At 60.6% G+C, this 21627-nt stretch carries 24 protein-coding genes and 1 pseudogene; 12 read left to right on the top strand and 13 right to left on the bottom strand.

Annotated features, from left to right (window positions below; all coding sequences use genetic code 11):
- The first annotated feature begins 1 nt into the window (after nt 1).
- A complete protein-coding gene (locus C9383_RS16480) occupies nt 2-466 on the top strand; it encodes a TIGR02444 family protein (RefSeq protein WP_090368026.1) in 465 nt (154 codons plus the stop codon).
- On the opposite strand, the gene C9383_RS16475 is transcribed toward C9383_RS16480, so the two are convergent.
- A complete protein-coding gene (locus tag C9383_RS16475; protein ID WP_090368024.1) occupies nt 463-1632 on the bottom strand; it encodes an AlgP family protein in 1170 nt (389 codons plus the stop codon). The two genes, C9383_RS16480 and C9383_RS16475, sit on opposite strands and share 4 nt — an antisense overlap.
- Before the next feature lie 192 nt (nt 1633-1824).
- Between C9383_RS16475 and C9383_RS16470 the strand changes: the two genes are divergently transcribed.
- The gene (locus C9383_RS16470; RefSeq protein WP_090368022.1) at nt 1825-2502 is read left to right on the top strand and encodes an FKBP-type peptidyl-prolyl cis-trans isomerase; all 678 of its coding nucleotides are present in this window, start codon (nt 1825-1827) and stop codon (nt 2500-2502) included.
- A 53-nt stretch (nt 2503-2555) separates the two neighbouring features.
- On the opposite strand, the gene C9383_RS16465 is transcribed toward C9383_RS16470, so the two are convergent.
- The 7 genes from C9383_RS16465 to C9383_RS16435 form a co-directional block, all read right to left on the bottom strand.
- On the bottom strand, nt 2556-3014 hold the full coding sequence (locus C9383_RS16465; protein ID WP_060753603.1) for an Rsd/AlgQ family anti-sigma factor: 459 nt from the start codon (nt 3012-3014) through the stop codon (nt 2556-2558).
- Between the two features lie 208 nt (nt 3015-3222).
- Entirely contained in the window at nt 3223-3744 is a 522-nt protein-coding gene (locus tag C9383_RS16460) for a disulfide bond formation protein B (protein ID WP_090368020.1), read from the bottom strand.
- 235 nt (nt 3745-3979) lie between these two features.
- The gene (locus C9383_RS16455; protein ID WP_090368018.1) at nt 3980-5221 is read right to left on the bottom strand and encodes a heme biosynthesis protein HemY; all 1242 of its coding nucleotides are present in this window, start codon (nt 5219-5221) and stop codon (nt 3980-3982) included.
- Nucleotides 5222-5226: 5 nt separating this feature from the next.
- Nucleotides 5227-6339, bottom strand: a complete 1113-nt coding sequence (locus C9383_RS16450) for a uroporphyrinogen-III C-methyltransferase (RefSeq protein WP_090368016.1) — start codon at nt 6337-6339, stop codon at nt 5227-5229.
- Nucleotides 6340-6357: 18 nt separating this feature from the next.
- Nucleotides 6358-7116, bottom strand: a complete 759-nt coding sequence (locus C9383_RS16445) for a uroporphyrinogen-III synthase (protein ID WP_090368014.1) — start codon at nt 7114-7116, stop codon at nt 6358-6360.
- On the bottom strand, nt 7113-8054 hold the full coding sequence (hemC, locus tag C9383_RS16440; RefSeq protein WP_060753608.1) for a hydroxymethylbilane synthase: 942 nt from the start codon (nt 8052-8054) through the stop codon (nt 7113-7115). The genes C9383_RS16445 and hemC overlap by 4 nt, the downstream gene beginning before the upstream one ends.
- 138 nt (nt 8055-8192) lie before the next feature.
- The gene (locus tag C9383_RS16435; RefSeq protein WP_060753609.1) at nt 8193-8939 is read right to left on the bottom strand and encodes a LytR/AlgR family response regulator transcription factor; all 747 of its coding nucleotides are present in this window, start codon (nt 8937-8939) and stop codon (nt 8193-8195) included.
- A gap of 503 nt (nt 8940-9442) precedes the next feature.
- On the opposite strand from C9383_RS16435, the gene argH reads away from it, so the two are divergent.
- Nucleotides 9443-10837, top strand: a complete 1395-nt coding sequence (argH, locus tag C9383_RS16430) for an argininosuccinate lyase (RefSeq protein ID WP_034110688.1) — start codon at nt 9443-9445, stop codon at nt 10835-10837.
- 58 nt (nt 10838-10895) lie between these two features.
- On the opposite strand, the gene C9383_RS16425 is transcribed toward argH, so the two are convergent.
- Nucleotides 10896-11555 (bottom strand): glutathione S-transferase family protein, encoded by a 660-nt coding sequence (locus tag C9383_RS16425; RefSeq protein WP_090368011.1) that lies wholly within the window; start codon nt 11553-11555, stop codon nt 10896-10898.
- 126 nt (nt 11556-11681) lie between these two features.
- Between C9383_RS16425 and C9383_RS16420 the strand changes: the two genes are divergently transcribed.
- From C9383_RS16420 to C9383_RS16410, 3 genes are all read left to right on the top strand, one after another.
- On the top strand, nt 11682-11966 hold the full coding sequence (locus C9383_RS16420; RefSeq protein ID WP_060753611.1) for a hypothetical protein: 285 nt from the start codon (nt 11682-11684) through the stop codon (nt 11964-11966).
- Between the two features lie 152 nt (nt 11967-12118).
- Nucleotides 12119-12370, top strand: coding sequence for a TIGR02647 family protein (locus C9383_RS16415; RefSeq protein ID WP_060753612.1), 252 nt, complete (start codon nt 12119-12121; stop codon nt 12368-12370).
- 169 nt (nt 12371-12539) lie between these two features.
- A complete protein-coding gene (locus C9383_RS16410) occupies nt 12540-15380 on the top strand; it encodes a class I adenylate cyclase (protein ID WP_090368009.1) in 2841 nt (946 codons plus the stop codon).
- Here C9383_RS16410 and rnk read toward each other — a convergent pair.
- The 3 genes from rnk to cyaY all read right to left on the bottom strand — a co-directional run bounded on the left by rnk (nt 15377) and on the right by cyaY (nt 16474).
- Entirely contained in the window at nt 15377-15790 is a 414-nt protein-coding gene (gene rnk / locus C9383_RS16405) for a nucleoside diphosphate kinase regulator (protein ID WP_060753614.1), read from the bottom strand. The two genes, C9383_RS16410 and rnk, sit on opposite strands and share 4 nt — an antisense overlap.
- 130 nt (nt 15791-15920) lie before the next feature.
- Entirely contained in the window at nt 15921-16139 is a 219-nt protein-coding gene (locus tag C9383_RS16400; protein ID WP_081086974.1) for a DUF1289 domain-containing protein, read from the bottom strand.
- A gap of 2 nt (nt 16140-16141) precedes the next feature.
- Entirely contained in the window at nt 16142-16474 is a 333-nt protein-coding gene (cyaY, locus tag C9383_RS16395) for an iron donor protein CyaY (RefSeq protein WP_060753615.1), read from the bottom strand.
- Between the two features lie 238 nt (nt 16475-16712).
- On the opposite strand from cyaY, the gene lptM reads away from it, so the two are divergent.
- Genes lptM through C9383_RS16365 form a run of 6 tightly spaced genes read left to right on the top strand, consistent with a single transcriptional unit; the run spans nt 16713 to nt 21298 of the window.
- Entirely contained in the window at nt 16713-16883 is a 171-nt protein-coding gene (gene lptM, locus C9383_RS16390) for an LPS translocon maturation chaperone LptM (protein ID WP_078739734.1), read from the top strand.
- A 9-nt stretch (nt 16884-16892) separates the two neighbouring features.
- Complete coding sequence (gene lysA / locus C9383_RS16385) at nt 16893-18140, top strand: diaminopimelate decarboxylase (RefSeq protein ID WP_090368007.1); 1248 nt, start codon at nt 16893-16895, stop codon at nt 18138-18140.
- A 3-nt stretch (nt 18141-18143) separates the two neighbouring features.
- Entirely contained in the window at nt 18144-18974 is an 831-nt protein-coding gene (dapF, locus tag C9383_RS16380; RefSeq protein ID WP_090368005.1) for a diaminopimelate epimerase, read from the top strand.
- 13 nt (nt 18975-18987) lie between these two features.
- Nucleotides 18988-19704, top strand: coding sequence for a DUF484 family protein (locus tag C9383_RS16375; protein WP_060753618.1), 717 nt, complete (start codon nt 18988-18990; stop codon nt 19702-19704).
- A 2-nt stretch (nt 19705-19706) separates the two neighbouring features.
- A complete protein-coding gene (xerC, locus tag C9383_RS16370) occupies nt 19707-20606 on the top strand; it encodes a tyrosine recombinase XerC (protein ID WP_060753619.1) in 900 nt (299 codons plus the stop codon).
- On the top strand, nt 20603-21298 hold the full coding sequence (locus tag C9383_RS16365; protein ID WP_090368003.1) for an HAD family hydrolase: 696 nt from the start codon (nt 20603-20605) through the stop codon (nt 21296-21298). The genes xerC and C9383_RS16365 overlap by 4 nt, the downstream gene beginning before the upstream one ends.
- A gap of 163 nt (nt 21299-21461) precedes the next feature.
- Here C9383_RS16365 and C9383_RS28685 read toward each other — a convergent pair.
- Nucleotides 21462-21627: pseudogene (locus tag C9383_RS28685) on the bottom strand (IS481 family transposase); the annotation flags it as partial.

Raw genomic sequence — 21627 nt, 5'->3', positions numbered from 1 at the left:
TATGTGTGCTGACCTGTGGAGCTTTGCCCTCTCGACTTACGCCCGCCCGGGCGTCGAGGCCGCTTGCCTGCGCCTGCAGGAACGGGGAGCGAATGTGTGCCTGTTGCTCTGCGGAGCATGGCTGGAACAGCGCGGCGTGGCAGTGCGCACCGAACGAATTCAGGCCCTGAAACACATCGCCGAACCTTGGCAGACGCAGGTAGTTGAGCCGTTGCGGCAGGTGCGTGTGCAATGGCGTGCGTTATCGCAGCAGGATGAGTCGTTGGCGTCGTTACGCGAGCGGGTCAAAGCCCTGGAGCTGGAGGCGGAACACGAGTTGCTGGCGCGACTGGAAGCTGTGTCACAAGAGTGGCCGACAGAGGCGCAGGCAAATCACCAGCCGTGGCTGGAAAGACTGGCGGCTGAGGCTGCCGCCAACCTTGACCACGACGCGCAGCGCCTGCGCGCCGTGATCACCAACACTTAGGAAGCGCTGGTTGGAGTGGTGCTGGGTGCTGCCGGTGCAGGGGTGCTGCTGGCCGGAGCAGATGGTGCGGTAGACGCTACCGGAGCAGCGGCAGGTGCTGCTGGCTTGGCCGGGGCTGGTTTAGCGGCAGCAGGTTTGGCAGCTGGCTTGGCAGCTGGCTTGGCCGCTGGTTTTGCAACAGCAGGTTTGGCAGTTGGCTTGGCGGCTGGTTTTGCAGCAGCGGTTTTGGCAGCTGGCTTAGCGGCTGGTTTTGCAGCGGTGGTTTTAGCAGCTGGCTTGGCAGCTGGTTTCGCTGCAACGGTTTTAGCAGCTGGCTTGGCGGCTGGTTTCGTAGCAGCGGTTTTGGCAGCTGGCTTGGCGGCTGGTTTCGCTGCAACGGTTTTAGCAGCTGGCTTGGCGGCTGGTTTTGCAGCAGCGGTTTTGGCAGCTGGCTTGGCGGCTGGTTTTGCAGCAGCGGTTTTGGCAGCTGGCTTGGCGGCTGGTTTCGCAGCAGCGGTTTTAGCAGCTGGCTTGGCGGCTGATTTCGCAGCAGCGGTTTTAGCAGCAGGCTTGGCGGCTGGTTTTGCAGCAGCAGTTTTGGCAACTGGCTTGGCGGCTGGTTTTGCAGCAGCAGTTTTGGCAACTGGCTTGGCGGCTGGTTTTGCAGCAGCAGTTTTGGCAGCTGGCTTGGCGGCTGGTTTTGCAGCAGCAGTTTTGGCAGCTGGCTTGGCGGCTGGTTTCGCAGCAGCGGTTTTAGCAACTGGCTTGGCTACCGCTTTTGCAGGGGTACGAGAGCCCAGTACTTTAGCGACGGCTTCCTTCACACGCCCCACGCCCTGTGCCAACTTCAGGCTTTCCTGAGCATCTTTTTTGAGTTGGGAAATGTAGGTACGGGTTTCAGCTTGGCGATCCTTGAGGGCGTCGAGCAAGTCCTCAAGTTCTTTGACAGCCTCTTTAGCTTTGGCTTGAGCCTTGGCCTTGCCGGCAGTAGCGGCGTCTTGCAGTTTGGTGCGGGATTTGTGCAGTTTTTCTTGCGCTTTACCGCGTTGTTTTTCCAGTTTGGCGAGCAGCTTTTCTGCATCGGCCAAGGCTTGGGAACACGCGCTTTCAAGATGTTCGAGCAGGCTGCCCGAAAGTTGTTGGAGCAAGTGCAACGGGGTATTTACAGGCTTCTGTTTGGCCGACATGGTTTACCTCCTGGCTGACGTGGGTGCGGCTCATACTAGCCCTCTGCTCTTACCGCCGCTAGGGCATGTTGACAGTATCATTTGCCTCGCGTTGCAACGTGAGAAAATTCTTATCGATATAACGAAAAACCACGGCACTTTTTACCGACTCACACTGGCATAATCCGTCGCACTTTCGCCGGGAGAATGCCCATGTCGCGTTACCTTTTTCTAGTGCTTGGCTTGGGGATTTGCGTGGCCAACGCGAACGAGCAATCCGCCTCCAAAACCACCGCGCCCGACCCGCACGACCTCGCATACAGCCTGGGTGCGAGCCTCGGCGAACGACTGCGCCAGGAAGTCCCGGACCTGCAGATCCAGGCGCTCGTCGACGGCCTCAAGCAGGCTTATCAAGGCAAGCCGCTGGCGCTGGATAACACGCGTATCGAACAGATCCTCGCCCAGCATGAGGCACAGAGCGAATCCAACGCCCAAGCTCCGCAGAGCGAAAAAGCCCTCGCCGCCGAACAGCAATTCCTGGCCCAGGAAAAATCAGTCAAGGGCGTGCGCGAATTGGCGGATGGCATCCTGCTCACCGAGTTGATGCCAGGCACGGGCAACAAGCCGTCAGCGACTGATGAGGTGCAGGTGAAATATGTAGGGCGGTTGCCCGACGGGACGGTTTTCGATCAGAGCACGCAACCGCAGTGGTTCCGCCTGGACAGCGTGATCAGCGGCTGGCGTTCAGCGTTACAACAGATGCCGGTAGGCGCGAAATGGCGTCTGGTCATTCCATCTGCACAGGCCTATGGCGCAGACGGCGCGGGCGAGTTGATACCGCCGTATACACCGTTGGTATTCGAGATCGAACTGCTGGGTACGCGCCACTGACCCAATAAAAAACGGTGCGCCATGCGCACCGTTTTTTGTACGGCGATCAAGGGTCAAGCCTGAGTAACAGGTTCTTCCTTGTGAGCGTTGTGCAGCACTTCGATCAAGCAGTCTTCCAGCTCGAAACGCTCATGCAACAGCGCGCCCAGTTCTTTGAATTTTTCCGCAACACATTGTCCTGCATCGCACAGGTCAGTGAACGCCAGCAGTTTCTCAGTGATGGCATCGATCCGCGGGTAGATCGTCTCGGCCAGTTCCAGCCCACGCTGATCGTCAAAGGCTTGCGCCTCCTCGGTCAGTTGCTCGTAGACACCAAAATGGCCGGCAGACACATAGTCCACCAACACACCACAGAAGTCCTGCAACGGTTCGCGGTTCTCAGCCAGAGCTTCGGGCTTGGCACCGAGAGCATCAAAGGCCCGAACCAGTTCGTGACGTGCCTTCAGCCAGCTATCGATCAGCTTGTGCACCCCACCCCAGCGTTCCTGAGCATTCTGACAACTTTCCAGCATGATGATCTCTCTTCCCTATAGGGGCGCTGCTGCCTTGTGCCCGCGCAACACTCAAGGATAAAGCAGCAGCCGGACAAGGCCGCGTCCGATAAACAGATTTGATAACGCGTGCGGGCCAGATTATGCCCGCATGACTATGGCTTCAAGGTACGCAGGAGAGAAAGTTCATACAAGTGTTTAATCCTATCCTACAACTTGAACCTCATATTCATGGCAGTGCAATGCGCAAACGTTGGCTGAACAACAGCCGCGAAAACTGCATGATTCCCAAAATAAGCATCGCTAAAAAGAACAACAGACTCCATTCGGGCAGGCTCAGGTCGAACAGCGTCCAGTTGATCTCGACGCAGTCGACGGTGCCGTTGAAGACCGACCGTACCGCCTGCCAAAAGGAAAGGTTTTCAATCATGTACTGGAGGCTCGGCCAACAATCTTGAATCTGGTCCGATGCCGCGTTCTGCAGTAATACCTGACGCACTGCGGTGATGGCGCCGAAGCATGCGCACGCCATGCTCGCCAGCCCGTACAGGTAGAGGCCCGGCCGCGCTGGGTTATGAAGGGCCGCGATCAGGTTGATCAGCGAATAGGCAGCGAGAAACAGCCGCTGTACCTGGCACAGGAAGCAAGGCTGTAACAGCGCGCCGTATTCCAGGTAGAAAGACGCGCCCAACGTCAGCCCACCAACCATGAACGCCAGGAAAAACATAGAGCGTAAGGGGGCCAAAGACATTGTTTATCCGTACCACGAAAGATAGGTCGCTACGGTAGAGGAAAGGCCCGACCCCTTTCAATACGCGCTAGAGCAGACAATTCCGCGAAACCGTAGAGACATCCCGCCAGAGCCGGGAGGAAACTCCGCAATTGCACGTAGGAATTGAAGAGCAGGACATTTACAACAAGGGTTTGTGCAAAGTTCAGGGCTGGCTGTCAGATAGCTCCGCACCAACCCTTCCCCCTTTTCGACCTCAAACCCGCGCGGGCACGGGTAATGGAGCGGCCAACAGACGGTTGTCGAGCAACCCCAGGCCCTCCTGGAACAGTTGGTTGCTGCGCTCGGTATCACCCAATTGGGCCAGCAGGCGGGCCAGCTCGGCGCAAGCCTCTGGGTTGCGCTGTACCTGCAGGCTGCTCTCCAGGTAATCCCGCGCTTTGCCCCACAAACTATTTTGCAGGCATAGGCGACCCAACGTCAGAAGCAGGCTGGCGTCACCCGAATGATCCTTGAGCCAGCTTTCGGCAAACTTGAGCTGACGGGCCGGGTCGCTGCCGCGCAACAACCCATAAAGCCGCATGAGATGACTGTCGTAGCCGCGCTTGATCGCACCGCGCAGCACTTCTTCGGCCTTGGCATCAGCGCCCAGTCGACGCAGTTGGTCGGCGTAGGCCAACACCAGTTGCGGCTCCTGGCGCTGGGCGGAAGTCAGTTGCTCCCAGGCCCGTTCAAGCGACTGCAAGCCGGCTTCGCCATGCTCTTCACGCTGGGCCGCCACGCCCAGGTTTTCACCCCAGGCGCGACGCTCCAATTCAGCCAGCTCGCTGGCAGGAAGCACCTTGTCCTTGCGCAGCTCCGGTAACAAGCGAATGACCGACGCCCAATCACCTCGCTGCTGATGCAGGCGCTGCAACTGGCGCAATACCTGAGCGTTATGCGGGTGGCGCTCGTGCATGGCCTGCAGAGTGACCAGGGCGCCGTCGGTATCGCCACGGTCCATCTGCAATTGCGCATGGCTCAAGGCAATGGCCAGTTCCGCCTGGGGCTGGCGCTCCAAAGCGCGTTCCAACAAACCGTCGGACTCTTCGTAACGCCCCTGCTCATTGGCCGCACGTGCTGCGCCAAGGTAATACAGCAAGGGTTGACGCTCCGCCTCGGCGGCGCGATGCAGATGGCGCTCGGCGCTGGCCCAGCGGCCCTCGGCAAGGTCCATCTGGCCCTGCTCGATCGCAATCTGTACCCGACGACTGCGATTGCGCCGCGACCATGGGTTGACCACCCCCCCGGAGGTGGTGATCAGGCTCAATAAAACGCGGGCCAGGTAGATCGCCAGGCCAATGGCACACACCGCCACCAACGTGGCCCACAAGCTCGACTCGTAATGCAGCACATGGGGATAGGTAATCAGCACGTAGCCGGTGTGTTTCGAAATGCCCACTGCCAATGCCAGAGCGATTGCAATCGCCAGCACCAGGACCACATAGAAACGTTTCATCGGCTCTACTCCTGGGTCGCCGGCGTGCCCGCCGATGCTTTGGCTTCATCGGCAGACAGGTGACGACGCTCAAGATACGCCTGCACTGCCGCGAGACTTGCCGCCAGGTCCGGCGTCACCACCGAAACTGCCTTGGGCTCCAGTTCAGCGATACGCGCCAGCATCGCTTTGCTCTGCGGGTTGTCCTGGTTGAAGTTGTCCTGCAGCACGCTGCGCGCCTCAGCCAGAGAGCGGCTGTACACCGCCGCCTCACCGTTGAGCGCCGCCCATTGGGCTTGCTCCAGAGCCAGGCTCAGGGCCAGGCGTACCTGGTTCAAGCCCTGGCCGGCCAGCAGTGGGCGAATATTATCGTCGGGGTTGAAGTCGATGCGGAAGTAGCGGGAAATCTGCTCCCACCATTCGCTCAAGCGGTTGTCTGTATCGGTGGTCGGACGCCCTTGGGAGGCAGGCTCGGTGAGCTGGTATTCAGGTGCGACAGCCGCCAGTTGCACAATCTGGTCACGCAGCGCGGCCAATTGCAAGTACAGCCCGGTGCGGTCCGGCTGCTCGGTGCTACGCAGCGCGGCAAGGCTCTTGGCCAACTGCTCGCGGGCGGCGAAGGAGCCGGGATCGCTCTGTTCGCGAATAATTTCGTCGGCGCCCTGGACCAGCGACTGAGCGCTGTTGATGTCCTGCAGGGCGGACAAACGCAAACTGGCCAGACGAATCAGGTGCTCGGCCTCGGCCAGACGCCAATCCTTGCGGCTGGCGCCCAGCACCGTTTCCAGGCGCTGGCTCAAACGTTGCTGGTCGCCCTGCAACTGGGCCACCAGGCGGCGGCGCTCCTCCAGCTCGTCAGCACTGGGCAACTGCGCCAGCCGCGCCGTCAGCTGTTGCTGGCTCTGCTTGAAGGATTGGGATTGGTCGTCGAGGCTTTGCACTTGGCTCAACTGCTGCTGGTTACTGGCCTGCAGGCTGCGCACCTGCCAGATTCCCCAGCCGCCGGCGGCAACACCTGCGGCGCCCAGCAGCAGGGCGAGGATCGCCAGGCCATTGCCACGGCGTGGTTCGGTGACCGGTGCAACCGGCGCATCGAGCGCGGGCTGAGCTTCATCTTTAGGCAAGGCTGTTTCGCTCACGTATCCGTCCTTTGCGTATCAGAGAGTGGGAACGGGATAGCTCCGTAACGCCACTAACAAAGCCGCGGCACTCGCACCGCGACAATCCACAACTTTTTCTGCGCCCGCAGCCCGCGCCATCTCAAAGACTCGCGGGCTGGGCACGAACAATGGCAGCCGTGCCACCTGTGGCCAGTCCGGCCCGGCCAGGGCTTGCAGGTGCAGCAAACCCTGCCCACTGCTGACCACCACGCCGTTCAAGCGTTCCAACTGGATGCGTTGCATCAGCACCCCAGTGTCATAAGCCGGCAAGAAACGGCGATACAACTCCAGATAGTCGACACTAGCACCTTGTTCGCGCAAACGCTCAGCCAGCAGCTCTCGGCCGCCCTCACCCCGCAGGATCAATACACGGGCGCCTGGGCCTGCGATAGCCTCACGCAGGGTCGGCAATGCAAGCAAGGCCTCGCTGTCGTCGCCGGTTTGCGGATATTGAACGTTGAGGCCGTGATCGGCCAGTACCTGTGCGGTGGCCGCGCCGACACTGAACCAGGACAGTTGCGGCCAGACTCGATCCAACTGCTGCAAGGCCAGGCGTGCGGCAGGCTTGCTCACCACAATCACCGCACAATAGCGGCCCAGGCCACTAAACACAGCTTGTTGCTCAGCCGTGACCGGCAAAGCTTCGATATCCAGCAAGGGCAGGCTGCTGCTGAAAATGCCGGCCTCGGACAATGACGCCGCCAGCGCCATCGACTCTTCGGCTGGCCGCGTCAGCAGCACACGCCACTGGGTCACTGCGGACCCGCCTCACCGTAGACCTTTTGCAGAATGGCGCCAGCACCCTTGGCCAACAGTTCCTCAGCCACCTGGATGCCCAAGGCTGTGGCGTCACGCTGTGGCCCACGCACTTGAGCGGTGAGCAACGTGCCGCCGTCCGGGTCGCCTACCAAGCCACGCAGCCAAAGGTTTTCACCTTCAAGCACGGCATAACAGGCAATCGGCACCTGGCACCCCCCGTTAAGGTGCTTGTTCAGGGCGCGCTCGGCGGTGACACGGACTTCAGTATCCGGATGATCAAGGGGCTTGAGCAGGGCGTGAATTTCACTGTCGGCGGTACGGCATTCGATGCCCACGGCGCCCTGCCCGCCTGCGGGCAAGCTGTCTTCGACGCTGATCGGCGAAGTGATGCGGTCTTCGAAGCCCAGGCGGATCAAACCAGCGGACGCGAGAATGATCGCGTCGTACTCTCCGGCGTCCAGCTTGGCCAGGCGGGTATTGACATTGCCACGCAGGAAGCGGATCTGCAGGTCCGGGCGACGGGTGAGCAACTGCGCCTGGCGACGCAGACTGGAGGTGCCGACGATACTGCCCAACGGCAGTTCGTCCAGAGACTTGTAGGTATTGGAAACAAACGCATCACGCGGGTCTTCGCGTTCGCAGATGCAATACAGGCCCAGGCCTTCGGGGAAGTCCATGGGCACGTCTTTCATCGAGTGCACGGCGATATCGGCTTCGTTTTCCAGCAGTGCGGTTTCCAGTTCCTTGACGAACAAACCCTTGCCGCCGATCTTCGACAGGGGCGAATCCAGCAGTTTGTCGCCGCGACTGACCATGGGCACCAGGGTCACCTTGAGACCCGGATGGGCCTGTTCAAGACGTGCTTTGACGTATTCGGCCTGCCACAAGGCCAAGGCGCTTTTACGGGTGGCGATGCGGATTTCGCGAGAGGACATGGATCAATCCGTACTGAATAGATACGGCAGATAATAACAGCTCAGGCAGACACGCTTTGATTTGAATCAGCAAGTGCGGGGCCTCCCTGGCCGCATCGCACCGGGATCGGGGCTGAAAACCTCGCCGCAGCCTTTGGGCTAAAGCTGCTGCATCATCTTGCGCACACCCGCGACATGGCGTCGGCTGACGATCAGGGCATCACCGTTAAGCCCTTTCAAAAACAGCTGAAAGTGCCCAAGGGGGGTGCGCTGCAGGCGCTCTATTCGCTCACGGGCCACCAACGCGTTGCGATGGATACGCACGAAGCGGTCGCCGAACTCATCCTCGAGGGCCTTGAGGGGCTCATCAAGCAACACCTCGCCCGCCTCGTGCCGCAGGGTCACGTATTTGTGGTCGGCAATAAAGTAGACCACCTGGTCCAAGGGGATCAGCTCGATACCCTTGCGGGTGCGCGCACTGATATGGCTGCGCGGCCCGTTGCCACTTTGGGCGGCGGGCAGCGTCAGGGCACCGAGTTGGACGCGGTTTGGGCGCTCGGCCTTTTTCAGGGCCTTGAGCAAGGCTTCGCCAGTCACCGGCTTGACCAGGAAGCTGACGCCACTGGCCTCAAGCGTGGGTGCGGCGAACTCTTCGTGAGCGGCGCACAACACCACTGCGGGTGGCGACTCTCGCTCGCTCAAGCGAGCCGCGACTTGCAGGCCATCCAGGCCTGGCATGCGGATATCGAGCAACACCACATCCGGCTTGAGGCTGTCGATCAGCGTCAACGCCTCCTCGCCGTTGGTGGCGCTCGGTTCAAGGACTGTATAACCCTCGAGTTCACTGACCAAACGGCTCAGTCGCTCGCGGGCTTGGGGTTCGTCATCAACGATCAGGACATTCATATTGCGCTGGATTCCTGCGTGAGTCTCGCACAAGGATAGCGTAGACAGGTGCGGTGACTTGCGTCACAGCGATCCACGCTAAGACTAGCGCGAGCGGCAAAAAGTGCCCCAAGAGTGGCACCCATATTTACCCGGACCTGTTCAATTGCGCCCAAGACCGCCTGCCTCAGGGCATCGTCGTAGGGTTTACTGATACACAATCCGAATACCCCCCTTTTCTAATGGATAGTCAGGGCTTCGACCGCATCACCCGACTTTGGTGCATTCACGCTCTATCAGTGCAACTGTAGACGCTCACTGAGACCACATTGCTCAATCGTCAAATATCGTTTCAATAAACATCTGGCTCCAGTCTCTTCCCGGACGCGTTCGGCGGCAAGGCACTTAGCCACCCTTTGTACAAATAAAAATGCCGACCACCCGCAGCACCGCCTCCCCAGGCAACCCTGTTATTATCGCCGGTAAACCTCCATGCCTCTTTTAAGCAGATCACGAGCGAATCCATGAGCACCGACAAGACCAACCAGTCCTGGGGCGGCCGCTTCAGTGAACCCGTCGACGCCTTCGTCGCCCGCTTCACCGCCTCCGTCACCTTCGACCAGCGCCTGTACCGCCACGACATCATGGGCTCGATCGCCCACGCAACGATGCTGGCCAAGGTGGGCGTGCTGACCGACGCCGAGCGCGACAGCATCATCGACGGCCTGACCACCATTCGCGGTGAGATCGAAGCCGGTACGTTCGACTGGCGCGTCGACCTGGAAGACGTGCACATGAATATCGAAGCGCGCCTCACCGATCGCATCGGTGTGACCGGCAAGAAGCTGCATACCGGTCGCAGCCGTAACGACCAGGTGGCCACCGATATCCGCCTGTGGCTGCGCGACGAAATCGACCTGATCCTGTCCGAGATCACCCGCCTGCAAAAAGGTTTGCTGGAGCAGGCCGAGCGCGAATCGGACACCATCATGCCCGGCTTCACCCATCTGCAGACTGCACAGCCTGTAACCTTCGGCCACCACCTGCTGGCCTGGTTCGAAATGCTCAGCCGCGACTATGAGCGCCTGGTGGATTGCCGCAAACGTGCCAACCGCATGCCGCTGGGCAGCGCCGCGCTGGCCGGTACCACTTACCCGATCGATCGTGAGTACACCGCACAACTGCTGGGTTTTGACGCCGTTGGCGGCAACTCCCTGGACGGCGTGTCGGACCGTGACTTCGCCATCGAATTCTGCGCCGCAGCCAGCATCGCGATGATGCACCTGTCGCGCTTTTCCGAAGAGCTGGTGCTGTGGACCAGCGCGCAATTCCAATTCATCGACCTGCCAGACCGCTTCTGCACCGGCAGCTCGATCATGCCGCAAAAGAAAAACCCCGATGTGCCCGAGCTGGTGCGCGGCAAAAGCGGTCGCGTATTCGGCGCACTGATGGGCCTGCTGACCCTGATGAAAGGCCAGCCGCTGGCCTACAACAAGGACAACCAGGAAGACAAGGAGCCGCTGTTCGACGCCGCCGATACCCTGCGCGACTCGCTGCGCGCCTTTGCCGACATGATCCCGGCGATCAAGCCCAAGCACGCAATCATGCGTGAAGCGGCCCTGCGTGGGTTCTCCACCGCGACCGACCTGGCGGACTACCTGGTGCGCCGTGGCCTGCCGTTCCGTGACTGCCATGAAATCGTCGGGCATGCCGTCAAATACGGCGTGGATACCGGCAAGGACCTGGCGGAAATGAGCCTGGAAGAGCTGCGCCAGTTCAGCGACCAGATCGAGCAGGACGTGTTTGCCGTGCTGACCCTGGAAGGCTCGGTCAACGCCCGCAACCACGTGGGCGGCACTGCGCCGGCGCAGGTCAAGGCAGCCGTCGCGCGCGGCCAGGCCCTGCTCGCCAGCCGCTGATGCATGCTTGTGGGAGGGGGCTTGCTCCCTCCCACATTTTGAACAGCACCAATGCTGACTATTTCTTGGCAGCGATCATCGCCAAAAATGCCGGCATCGCCGCTTCCCTGTCCGCCGCCACCTTCTGGGCATTAGGCATGGCGTGCAGTCGCTCCAGCAGCGCCTTGGCCTGCGCCAGACCTTCCAGAAAATCCAGCCCGAACAGCCTTTCGCCCACCGCGCAGGCAAGGTTCACGCTGTACATGAAATAGAGGTCGGCAATCGTAAAACTCTCACCCGCCACATACGGTGCAAACTTACCGTGACGCCCCAACGATGCGATCCCCAACAGCAAATCAGCCTTGGATTTCTCCTTGATTGCGTCCGGTACCGGCATACCGAAAAATGCCTCGGCAAAGCACGCGCGGGCCGGTAACTCGATATACAGTTCAATTTCCCGGCACAGCGCCAACACCTGGGCGCGTTGAAACGGATCGCCCGGCAACAGGGCAGGGCCTTCCTGGGTTTGCTCGATGTATTCAAGGATCACGCTGGTCTCATTGATGAAACCCTGCTTCACGCCCAGCACCGGTACTTTGCCACGCGGGCTTACCGCCAGTGCCTCTGGAGTCTGGCTTGGGAAAAACAGCACTTCCTCAAACGGCAGCCCTTTCTCCATCAGCGCCAGCTTGACCATGTTGTAGTAGTTACTGACCGAAAAACCGTAAAGCTTGAGCATTGCGCGTGCCTCCATGCCATGTGTGGGGTTGGCTGCAAGCGTTATAGCCTCCCGAACCCGACCTTGCCAGCAGCATCACTTGCCTGAATGGGCGTAGACTGGCGTCCTTTCCTTGAGGAGCCTGCCATGAGCGAGCCGACCGATATCGACAACGACGAAGAAGAGTTCACCGAGAGCACGCTGACCCAGGCGATTGAAAACCAGATCGAGAGCGACAACCCGCCTGCCGCCAAGGCCACCTTCAACAAGCTGACGCTGGTGGGTTACGAGCGCGAAGACATTCTGAATCTCATGGCCCATGTATTGGCTGTCGAAATCGACAAGATGCTCGAAGAAGACCGCGCATTCGATACCCAATGGTACGAAACCGCGCTGCGTGCATTGCCCGACCTGCCTCCGGAAAACGCCTGAATTCAGGGATATGGGTGGCAGGGAAGCCCGCTTCCTCGCCACAAACTTGCGCCATATCAAGACCCAGGAGTTTGTGACTGGACAGCCCGGCAAAGTGCGTTCACCTTATGTCCTGCTAGCCTCTAATAAATTCTAGAAAGTCTGGAGTCCTTATGTCGTATACCCCTGAGTTGGTTGCCGAACTGGAAATCCTTGCACTCTTCAACCTGGACAGCTCCCAGGAAGGTCTTAAAGTCCACCAGACCGCTGCCCCCACTGCCATCGCCGCTGCCAGGCGCCTGTTTGAAAAAGAGCTGATCACCCAACCCGACGGCGGCTACCTGACAAGCCTCGGTCGGGATGCAGCCGAGCACGCCCAAGGCCTGCTGACAATTCTGAGCACCACGAAAAAAGAAGCCGCCTGAGACCTGATACCGCCCACGGAGTCCGCTGGCTGCGGATTCCGAGGGCATTGCTGTGTAATAGTGAAAATTCTGGCGCCAAAAAGCCTTTTCCCCTCTAAACCTCCTACCCTTCTGACTGTAAACTCCTACACGGCCGCCCATGTCGGGCTCTTCGAGCCAACGCCGCGAAATGACCCGCACCCACGAAATCCGCCCCGATCTGGATGAAGGCATCGACCGCAAGGTGCTGGCCCAGTTGCGCGCACGCTTCATGACCCTGAACGAGGGCCGCATGGCCCGCGCCGTCGAAGGGCTGACACCACGCCAGCAGAGCGTCTTGGCTATGTTGCCGCTGTTTTTCCACGTCAATCACCCGCTGTTGCCTGGCTACGTGTCCGGCAGCACCCCGGCCGGCCTGTCCAACTTCGAACCCGACGCCCAAGCCCTCAATGAAGCCCAACGCCTGACTCGCTCGTTCTCCTACAAGCCACGCCCGGTCAATCAGCCCAGGCCGATCCACGGCCTGTTCCTGATGGGCAGCCTCGGCACCTTGGCCCAGGCGGATCAAAGCGATATGGACGTGTGGGTGTGCCACGCCCCGGACCTCAACGACAACGAACTGGCCGAGCTACGTAAAAAGTGCCAGCTACTGGAAGCCTGGGCCCTGACCATGGGCACCGAGGCGCACTTCTTCCTGATCGAACCGACGCGCTTTGTCCTGGGTGAGCGTGATACGCAGCTCAGCTCCGACGACTGCGGGACCACCCAGCATTACCTGCTGCTGGATGAGTTCTACCGCACCGCCATCTGGCTGGCCGGGCGCACGCCGATCTGGTGGCTGGTGCCGGTGTATGAAGAAACCCGCTATGCCGAGTTCACCCATGCGCTGATTTCCAAACGTTTTATCCGCGCCGACGAAACCCTCGATTTGGGCCACCTGGCGTACATTCCTCCAGGCGAGTTCATTGGCGCCGGCCTCTGGCAACTGTTCAAGGGCATCGAGTCGCCCTACAAGTCGGTGCTCAAGTTGCTGCTGACCGAGGTCTACGCCAGCGAACACCCGAACGTGCAGTGCCTGAGCCTGCGCTTCAAACGGGCGGTGTTCGCCAACCAGTTGGACCTGGATGAGTTGGACCCGTACATCGTGGTCTATCGGCGGATCGAGGAATACCTCAAGGCCCGCAACGAGCCGGAGCGCCTTGAGCTGGTGCGGCGCGCGCTGTACTTGAAGGTCAACCGCAAACTCAGCGCCGGCCAGCGCACCACCAGTTGGCAACGCCTGCTGCTGGAACGGCTGGCCCACGAGTGGGGCTGGGACCCGCGTCAGTTGACCCTGCTGGACAGCCGCAGCCAGTGGAAAGTGCGCCAGGTCGCGCTGGAACGCCGGGCGTTGGTCAATGAGCTCAATTACAGCTACCGCTTCCTGACCCAGTTCGCCCGCACCGAGAAGACCGTCAGCCCGATCAACCGGCGTGACCTCAATGTGCTGGGTCGACGCTTATATGCTGCTTTTGAACGCAAGGCCGGCAAGGTCGAGTTCATCAACCCCGGCATCGCACCGGACCTGGCCGAAGACACCCTGACCCTGGTGCAATCGCCCAATCGTAAAGAGCCCGGCCGGCACTACTGGGGCCTGTATAACGGTAACCTTACGGCTCTGGAATGGGAGCACTTCGCGCCGATCAAGCGCAGCCGCGACCTGCTGGAAATGCTCACCTGGTGCCATCGCAACGGCGTGATCGACAGCAGCACGCGCCTGGCGCTGCACCCGGGCACCAGTGACATGACGGAGTTCGAGCTGTTCAACCTGCTGGGCAGCCTGCAGCAGACCATCGCCCTGCCCTTGGTCGGCGTCGATGAAGAGCGCCTGCTGCGTTCGGCGGTTCCGGAAGAAGTGTTATTGCTGATCAATGTCGGCGTTGACCCGCTCAAACATCACCGCGACCTGAACATCCTGATGACCACCGAGCGCACCGACTCGCTCAGCTATGCCGGTGTACGCGACAACCTCGTGCTGACCCTGGATCAGGTCACGCTCAATAGCTGGAACGAGGTGATGGTCAGCCGTTACGACGGCCCCCACGCGCTGCTCGAATGCTTGCGTGACTACCTTAACCAACTGCCACCGAATCACTTGCCCAGGTTGCGGGTACGCTGCTTCTGCCACAACCGTGCGCAGTTCATTGCCCAGCGCGTCGAAGAAATCTTTGATACCGCACAAAACCTGCTGATCGGCCAAGGCAATCACCGCTACCTGCTCCAGGTGCAGCAGCATTATCACGTGATGGAACTGGTGCCGGGCCAGGCCAACCATGTGTCGCTGCCAACCCAGGACGCACTGATCGCCTACCTCAGCGAAGAACTCGCCAGCTACAGCCCGCTGCACCTGGACGCCATGGCCCTGGAAGACCACGACTTGGCGTTACTGCTGCCCATGGGCCTGGCCGATTGCGTACAGGTGTTCTACCGGGTCAATGAAGGCCATGCCGAGTTGTACGTACTGGATGAGTTCAATGCGCTCTGGCAGCAACGCCTGCCCTTTCATGACGAACAGAGCCTGTTGGCACCGTTGCAACGTTTCCTTCAATCGATCATCTATCGCCGCGAAGCCCTGTCGTCCCTGGACACGCAACAACCGCTGGGCGAAGTGCGAACCCTGTATTACCAGCTATTGCCGTCCGGCAGTACCCGTGCACGCGGCATCGAACCTCGGCCGGCACCTTCGACCCCGGCCGACAAAGCGTTTTATGAGGTGCAGGCGATTATCGGCAAAGCCGCTCACGGCCGAGTGGGCATCACGCTGTACTGCAATCAGCGCGAGTTTTCCGAACTGGAATTTGGCGACCAACTGTTTGCCGTGGTCGCCCAGGAGATCGTCGGGCAACGCCGCGAAGCCGAGCGCTACCGCTGCTACATCACCGACCTGGACCTCTCGGGCCTGCTCGGTGATGTGCAAAGCCCGAGCAACCTGTATCTGCGCTACAAGGCCGAGCTCGAACTCTCGCTCAACAAGGCGCTGAACCAGGTTTAGAGAGGAAAGGCGCCGCCATCCTTGGGCTGGCCTTCAACGCTGAGCAACTCCAGCTTGAGGGTCTTGCCGCCCGGTGCCGGCCAGTCGATGTGCTGGCCTATCTGCAGGCCGAGCAACGCGCTGCCCACCGGTGCCAGGATCGAGATTTTGCCTTCATCGGCGTTCGCGTGTTTCGGGTAGACCAGGGTCAGGTGGTAGTCCTTGCCGCTGCCTTGCTCGCGACAATGCACGCTGGAGTTCATGGTCACGACACCCGCAGGCACTTCATCGTGACCAACCACGTCTTCGGCGCGGTCGAGTTCGGCTTGCAACGCTTCGACGCCGGGAGACTCGTCGCCCAAGCGGTCGATCAATTGCTCCAGGCGCTGCACGTCAAGACGGGTGAGGATGATGGACGGTGCGGTGGTCATGATTCAGGCAGACTCCTTTTTTCTGCACAAAAAAGCAAAACCCCGCCAAAAAAGGCGGGGTTCTCGCGGACCTCGATGAGTTGAGGTGTATCTGGACACTACCACAGCGTCACAAATAAACAAGACGGCCTCAGACGCGCGCCCTGCGCTGCTCGGCTTCGGCACAAATCACCCGGCGCCGGGAATCGTCGGCAGAGCGCCATTCACGGATGTCTTCCACGTGACGAAAGCAGCCAAGGCAGACTTTCTGCTCATCCAGTCGACACAAACTGATACAAGGTGACGGCACCGCCGGGCTGACATTACTGAACAGTGGCTTTGGCGGGCGTGCAGGTGCGGGCTGGGTCACCGTCAGATCTCGTCGAAGTCCAGCTCGACGCCGGTGTAGTCGTTGACCAGGCGCGTGAGCATCTCGCTCAGCAGCTCTTCACTCTTGTCGCACTGCCATTTGCCGCTTTCTTCGTCGTAGTCGAAATGTACACCACCAGAACGCGCCGCCAGCCAGAGCTGACGCAGCGGCTCCTGACGACTGAAGATCAGCTGCTGGCCGCTCTCGAACTTGACCGTCAGCACGCCAGCCGAATTTTCCAGATCCACGTCCAGGCCGCTGTCGTCGAAAATATCTTCCAGCGCCTGCTGGGTCGAATCCACCAAGTCGTGAAAACGGGCTTCGGTCAAACTCATTGTGGCAACCTCAAAAGTGTCTGGTTCTGCTCAAGCGCCGCACCATACGGGCGAGCTTCGCCGATTGCAAAGGATACCGATTTCAACACGATTGGCGGCGTGAAATATCCTCAAGCAGCGTAGTACGCTTCCCGGCCGTCTCGGCAAACCCCCGCCGGACGGGTATTTCAGCGCATAGGCAAGCTGGCGGGTGGTCGGTATACTCGGGCGCAATTAATGCATATTCAAGGATTTCGCCATGAAGCGCCTGATCTCTTCCCTTGCTGCGCTCGTCGCGGTCGCTTGCCTCGTTAGTGCCTGTGGTCAAAAAGGCCCGCTGTACCTGCCGGATGACAGCAAAGACCCGAACGACCAGGCGCAATCGTCGCAAAAGCCATCCAAAGCGCATAAGCACGACACCTACGAATAAGGGAACTCCATGGACGCTTTTAACTACCGGGACGGCGAGCTGTTCGCGGAAGGCGTGGCGTTGTCCGCGATTGCCGAGCGCTTTGGCACCCCGACCTATGTGTACTCCCGTGCGCATATCGAAGCCCAATACCGCAGCTTTACCGACGCGCTGGAAGGCACACCAAGCCTGGTGTGCTACGCGGTCAAGGCCAATTCCAACCTGGGTGTACTGAATGTCCTGGCGCGCCTGGGCGCCGGTTTCGACATCGTCTCCCGTGGCGAGCTGGAACGCGTGCTGGCAGCCGGTGGCAAAGCGGACAAGATCGTGTTTTCCGGTGTCGGCAAAACCCGCGAAGACATGCGCCGTGCGCTGGAAGTCGGCGTGCATTGCTTCAACGTCGAATCCACCGACGAGCTTGAGCGCCTGCAAGTGGTCGCCGCCGAGATGGGCGTTCGTGCGCCGATCTCCCTGCGCGTCAACCCGGACGTCGATGCCGGCACCCACCCGTACATTTCCACCGGTCTCAAAGAGAACAAGTTCGGCATCGCCATTGCCGACGCCGAAGACGTGTACATCCGCGCCGCTCAACTGCCCAACCTGGAAGTGCTGGGTGTTGACTGCCACATCGGCTCGCAACTGACCACGCTGCCACCGTTCCTGGATGCCCTCGACCGCCTGCTGGCACTGGTCGACCGCCTCGGCGAATGTGGTATCTACCTGCACCACATCGACCTCGGTGGTGGTGTGGGCGTGCGTTATCGCGACGAAGAGCCGCCGCTGGTGGCCGACTACATCAAGGCAGCACTCCAGCGCATCGAGGGCCGCGGCCTGACGCTGATGTTCGAGCCGGGCCGCTACATCGTTGCCAATGCCGGCGTGCTGCTGACCCAGGTCGAGTACCTCAAGCACACCGAGCACAAGGATTTCGCCATCGTCGACGCGGCGATGAACGACCTGATCCGCCCGGCGCTGTACCAGGCCTGGATGAACGTCACCGCTGTAACACCGCGCGAAGGTGTTGCACGCGCCTACGACATCGTCGGCCCGATCTGCGAGACCGGCGACTTCCTGGCCAAGGATCGTCAGTTGGCCCTGGAAGAAGGCGACCTGCTGGCCGTACATTCGGCGGGTGCCTATGGGTTTGTCATGAGTTCCAACTACAACACCCGCGGCCGTACCGCCGAGGTGCTGGTGGACGGTGATCAAGCGTTCGAAGTGCGTCGCCGCGAGACGGTAGCCGAGTTGTATGCTGGCGAAAGCCTGCTGCCGGAGTAAGCCATGCTGCTGCGTTTTACCAAGATGCACGGGCTGGGCAATGACTTCATGGTCCTCGACCTGGTCAGCCAGCACGCGCACATCCAGCCCAAACACGCCAAACAGTGGGGCGACCGTCACACCGGCATTGGCTTCGACCAGCTGCTGATCGTCGAGGCGCCAAGCAACCCGGAGGTGGATTTCCGTTATCGGATATTCAACTCCGACGGTTCCGAAGTGGAACAGTGCGGCAACGGTGCACGTTGCTTTGCGCGCTTCGTGCTGGACAAACGCCTGACCGCCAAACGCCAGATTCGCGTCGAGACCAAGGGCGGCGTGATTGAACTGGATGTCCGCAACGACGGCCAGATCAGCGTCAACATGGGCGAGCCCCGCCTGGTGCCGGCAGACATTCCGTTCCAGGCTACCGAGCAGGCCGCAAGCTACGCGCTGGAGGTTGACGGCAAGAACGTCGACATCGCTGCCGTCTCCATGGGCAACCCGCATGCCGTGCTGCGGGTCAATGACATCAACAACGCTCCTGTGCATGAATTGGGGCCGAAAATCGAACATCACCCGCGCTTTCCGGCACGGGTCAATGTGGGCTTCCTGCAGGTGATCGACCGTTCCCGCGCGCAATTGCGTGTATGGGAACGCGGCGCCGGCGAAACCCAGGCTTGCGGTACCGGTGCTTGCGCCGCTGCCGTGGCCGCGATCAGCCAGGGGTGGATGGATTCGCCGTTGCTGATCGACCTGCCCGGCGGACGCTTGTCCATCGAATGGGCAGGCCCTGGCCACCCGGTGATGATGACCGGGCCGGCCTCGCGCGTATACGAAGGACAGGTCCGTCTATGAGTGAGCCAAACCAATGACCGATAAGCCTCAAGTACCCGCACAAGCATCCCCAACCGACAGTCTGGAGGCCGCTGCCGTCGCGGCGTACCTTGAGGCTCATCCGGACTTTTTCGTCGATCACGAAGAACTGCTGCCGGCCCTGCGCATTCCTCACCGGCGCGGCGACACCGTTTCGCTGGTTGAGCGCCAGATGAACATCCTGCGCGAGCGCAATATCGAAATGCGCCATCGGCTCTCCCATCTGATGGACGTGGCTCGCGACAATGACCGCCTGTTCGACAAGACACGCCGCCTGATCCTGACCCTGATGGACGCCAACAGCCTGGAAGAAACGGTGATCGCCGTGGAAGACAGCCTGCGCCAGGACTTCCAGGTCCCGTTTGTCAGCCTGATCCTGTTCAGCGACAACCCGATGCCGGTGGGTCGCTGGGTCAGCGGTGGCGAGGCACAGACCGCTATCGGTGGCCTGCTGTCCGAAGGCAAGACCATCAGCGGCACCTTGCGCGAACACGAGCTGGACTTCCTGTTTGGTGCCGAACAACGCAAGCAGATCGGCTCCACCGCCGTGGTCGCCCTCAGCCACCAGGGCCTGCATGGCGTATTGGCCATCGCCAGTCGGGATCCTGCGCACTACAAGAGCTCGGTGGGCACGTTGTTCCTGACCTACATCGCCGAAGTGCTTGGCCGCGTATTACCGCGCTTCACCAGCACCTTGCGCGCGGTGCGCTAGCCATGGAACGGCAACTGGACGCTTATTGCGCTCACCTGCGCAACGAGCGCCAGGTGTCGCCCCATACCCTGCAAGCCTATCGGCGGGACCTGGACAAGGTCCTGGCACACTGTAAAAAACAGCAGATCACCAGCTGGAAAGCCCTGGATATCCAGAGCCTGCGCAGCCTGATCGCCCGCCTGCACCAGGCCGGCCAATCTTCGCGCAGCCTGTCACGCCTGCTATCAGCGGTGCGTGGCCTGTATCACTTTCTGAACCGCGAGGGTCTGTGCGACCACGACCCGGCCAATGGCCTCTCTCCGCCGAAGGGCGAACGACGCCTGCCGAAGACGCTGGATACCGATCGCGCCCTGCAATTGCTCGATGGCGCCGTTGAAGACGACTTCCTCGCCCATCGCGACCAGGCGATCCTTGAGCTGTTCTACTCCTCTGGCCTGCGGCTATCGGAACTGACCGGCCTGAACCTTGACCAACTGGACCTGGCCGACGGCCTGGTGCAAGTGCTCGGCAAGGGCAGCAAGACCCGCGTGCTGCCGGTGGGCCGCAAAGCCCGAGAAGCGTTGCAACTGTGGCTGCCGCTGCGCGCCCTGGCCAACCCGGTGGACGATGCCGTGTTTATCAGCCAACAGGGCCGGCGCCTCGGACCACGGGCAATCCAACTGCGGGTCAAGGCGGCCGGAGAGCGAGAATTGGGGCAGAACCTGCACCCACACATGCTGCGCCACTCCTTTGCCAGCCATCTGCTCGAATCCTCCCAGGACCTGCGTGCGGTACAGGAGCTGCTCGGCCACTCCGATATCAAGACCACGCAGATCTACACTCACCTCGATTTCCAACACCTGGCAACGGTATACGACAGCGCCCATCCTCGGGCCAAACGCATCAAGGGCGGCGACTCATGAGTATCAAGCTGATCACTTTCGACCTGGACGACACCCTGTGGGACAACGTCCCCGTCATTATCAGTGCCGAAGCGTCGATGCGCGAATGGCTGGCGACCCATGCCGCCAAGGTCGGCGACCTGCCGCTTGAGCATTTCGCCAGCCTGCGCCAGCAAGTGCTGAAGCGCCATCCCGAGTTGAAGCATCGCATCAGCATCCTGCGTCACCGGATACTGCTGCACGCATTTGAAGAGGCCGGCTATCCACCGCCTGAAGCCGCACAGATGGCGGACATATGCTTCGAAACCTTCATCCATGCGCGTCATCAACTCACCCCTTTTCCCGAGGCCGAGCCCATGCTTCAAGCCTTGCGCCAGCACTTCCTGCTGGGGGTGATCACCAATGGCAATGCCGATGTGCAACGTGTGGGGCTGGCGGACTACTTTCACTTCGCCCTGCGCGCTGAAGATATCGGCATTGCCAAGCCGGATGCGCGACTGTTTCAAGAGGCGTTGCAACGGGGAGGCGTGGAGGCCGACCAGGCGGTGCATATTGGCGATCATCCGGGGGATGACATCGCTGGGGCGCAGCAGGCGGGCCTTCGGGCGGTGTGGTTCAACCCGACGGGCAAGGCGTGGGAAGCGGACAAGCGTCCGGACGCGGAGATTCGCAGCCTGACCGAGTTACCGCCACTGCTCGCCAGCTGGCAATAACTTGTAGTGAGCGGGCTTGCCCCGCGCTGGGGGGCGAAGCCGCCCCAACAAGGACATCGCGGTATTTCAGAAAGACCGAGGCGCCTGGGTTTAGGGCGGCTTTGCCCCCCAGCGCGGGTGTAGAACCGTAGACATCGTTTACATCTGAAACCGGGGACATCGTTTACACATTTGAAGCTTGGACGCGAGTCATTCCCCGTCCAAGCCTCCCCAAGGGATAGTCACACAGGTAAAGATCCCAGGCATCATCTTCAGTCTCTTTCAGCCCTATTCGCTCTCCAGCTAGCGCTTCGCTAACAAATACCAGCTTGCCCTTCCACATTATCGAA

It is taken from the genome of Pseudomonas palleroniana, assembly GCF_003031675.1.
Lineage (GTDB): Bacteria > Pseudomonadota > Gammaproteobacteria > Pseudomonadales > Pseudomonadaceae > Aquipseudomonas > Aquipseudomonas palleroniana.
This window is presented reverse-complemented; position numbering and strand designations above follow the sequence as displayed.

Bases quoted from the DNA above. Each gene is read 5' to 3' on its own strand.
- C9383_RS16465 (WP_060753603.1), bottom strand. From the start codon at position 3,014: ATGCTGGAAAGTTGTCAGAATGCTCAGGAACGCTGGGGTGGGGTGCAC.
- lysA (WP_090368007.1), top strand. From the start codon at position 16,893: ATGGACGCTTTTAACTACCGGGACGGCGAGCTGTTCGCGGAAGGCGTG.
- dapF (WP_090368005.1), top strand. From the start codon at position 18,144: ATGCTGCTGCGTTTTACCAAGATGCACGGGCTGGGCAATGACTTCATG.
- C9383_RS16375 (WP_060753618.1), top strand. From the start codon at position 18,988: ATGACCGATAAGCCTCAAGTACCCGCACAAGCATCCCCAACCGACAGT.
- argH (WP_034110688.1), top strand. From the start codon at position 9,443: ATGAGCACCGACAAGACCAACCAGTCCTGGGGCGGCCGCTTCAGTGAA.
- lptM (WP_078739734.1), top strand. From the start codon at position 16,713: ATGAAGCGCCTGATCTCTTCCCTTGCTGCGCTCGTCGCGGTCGCTTGC.
- cyaY (WP_060753615.1), bottom strand. From the start codon at position 16,474: ATGAGTTTGACCGAAGCCCGTTTTCACGACTTGGTGGATTCGACCCAG.
- C9383_RS16425 (WP_090368011.1), bottom strand. From the start codon at position 11,555: ATGCTCAAGCTTTACGGTTTTTCGGTCAGTAACTACTACAACATGGTC.
- C9383_RS16470 (WP_090368022.1), top strand. From the start codon at position 1,825: ATGTCGCGTTACCTTTTTCTAGTGCTTGGCTTGGGGATTTGCGTGGCC.
- C9383_RS16420 (WP_060753611.1), top strand. From the start codon at position 11,682: ATGAGCGAGCCGACCGATATCGACAACGACGAAGAAGAGTTCACCGAG.
- C9383_RS16475 (WP_090368024.1), bottom strand. From the start codon at position 1,632: ATGTCGGCCAAACAGAAGCCTGTAAATACCCCGTTGCACTTGCTCCAA.
- xerC (WP_060753619.1), top strand. From the start codon at position 19,707: ATGGAACGGCAACTGGACGCTTATTGCGCTCACCTGCGCAACGAGCGC.
- C9383_RS16415 (WP_060753612.1), top strand. From the start codon at position 12,119: ATGTCGTATACCCCTGAGTTGGTTGCCGAACTGGAAATCCTTGCACTC.
- C9383_RS16460 (WP_090368020.1), bottom strand. From the start codon at position 3,744: ATGTCTTTGGCCCCCTTACGCTCTATGTTTTTCCTGGCGTTCATGGTT.
- C9383_RS16410 (WP_090368009.1), top strand. From the start codon at position 12,540: ATGACCCGCACCCACGAAATCCGCCCCGATCTGGATGAAGGCATCGAC.
- C9383_RS16455 (WP_090368018.1), bottom strand. From the start codon at position 5,221: ATGAAACGTTTCTATGTGGTCCTGGTGCTGGCGATTGCAATCGCTCTG.
- hemC (WP_060753608.1), bottom strand. From the start codon at position 8,054: ATGTCCTCTCGCGAAATCCGCATCGCCACCCGTAAAAGCGCCTTGGCC.
- rnk (WP_060753614.1), bottom strand. From the start codon at position 15,790: ATGACCACCGCACCGTCCATCATCCTCACCCGTCTTGACGTGCAGCGC.
- C9383_RS16480 (WP_090368026.1), top strand. From the start codon at position 2: ATGTGTGCTGACCTGTGGAGCTTTGCCCTCTCGACTTACGCCCGCCCG.
- C9383_RS16435 (WP_060753609.1), bottom strand. From the start codon at position 8,939: ATGAATGTCCTGATCGTTGATGACGAACCCCAAGCCCGCGAGCGACTG.
- C9383_RS16365 (WP_090368003.1), top strand. From the start codon at position 20,603: ATGAGTATCAAGCTGATCACTTTCGACCTGGACGACACCCTGTGGGAC.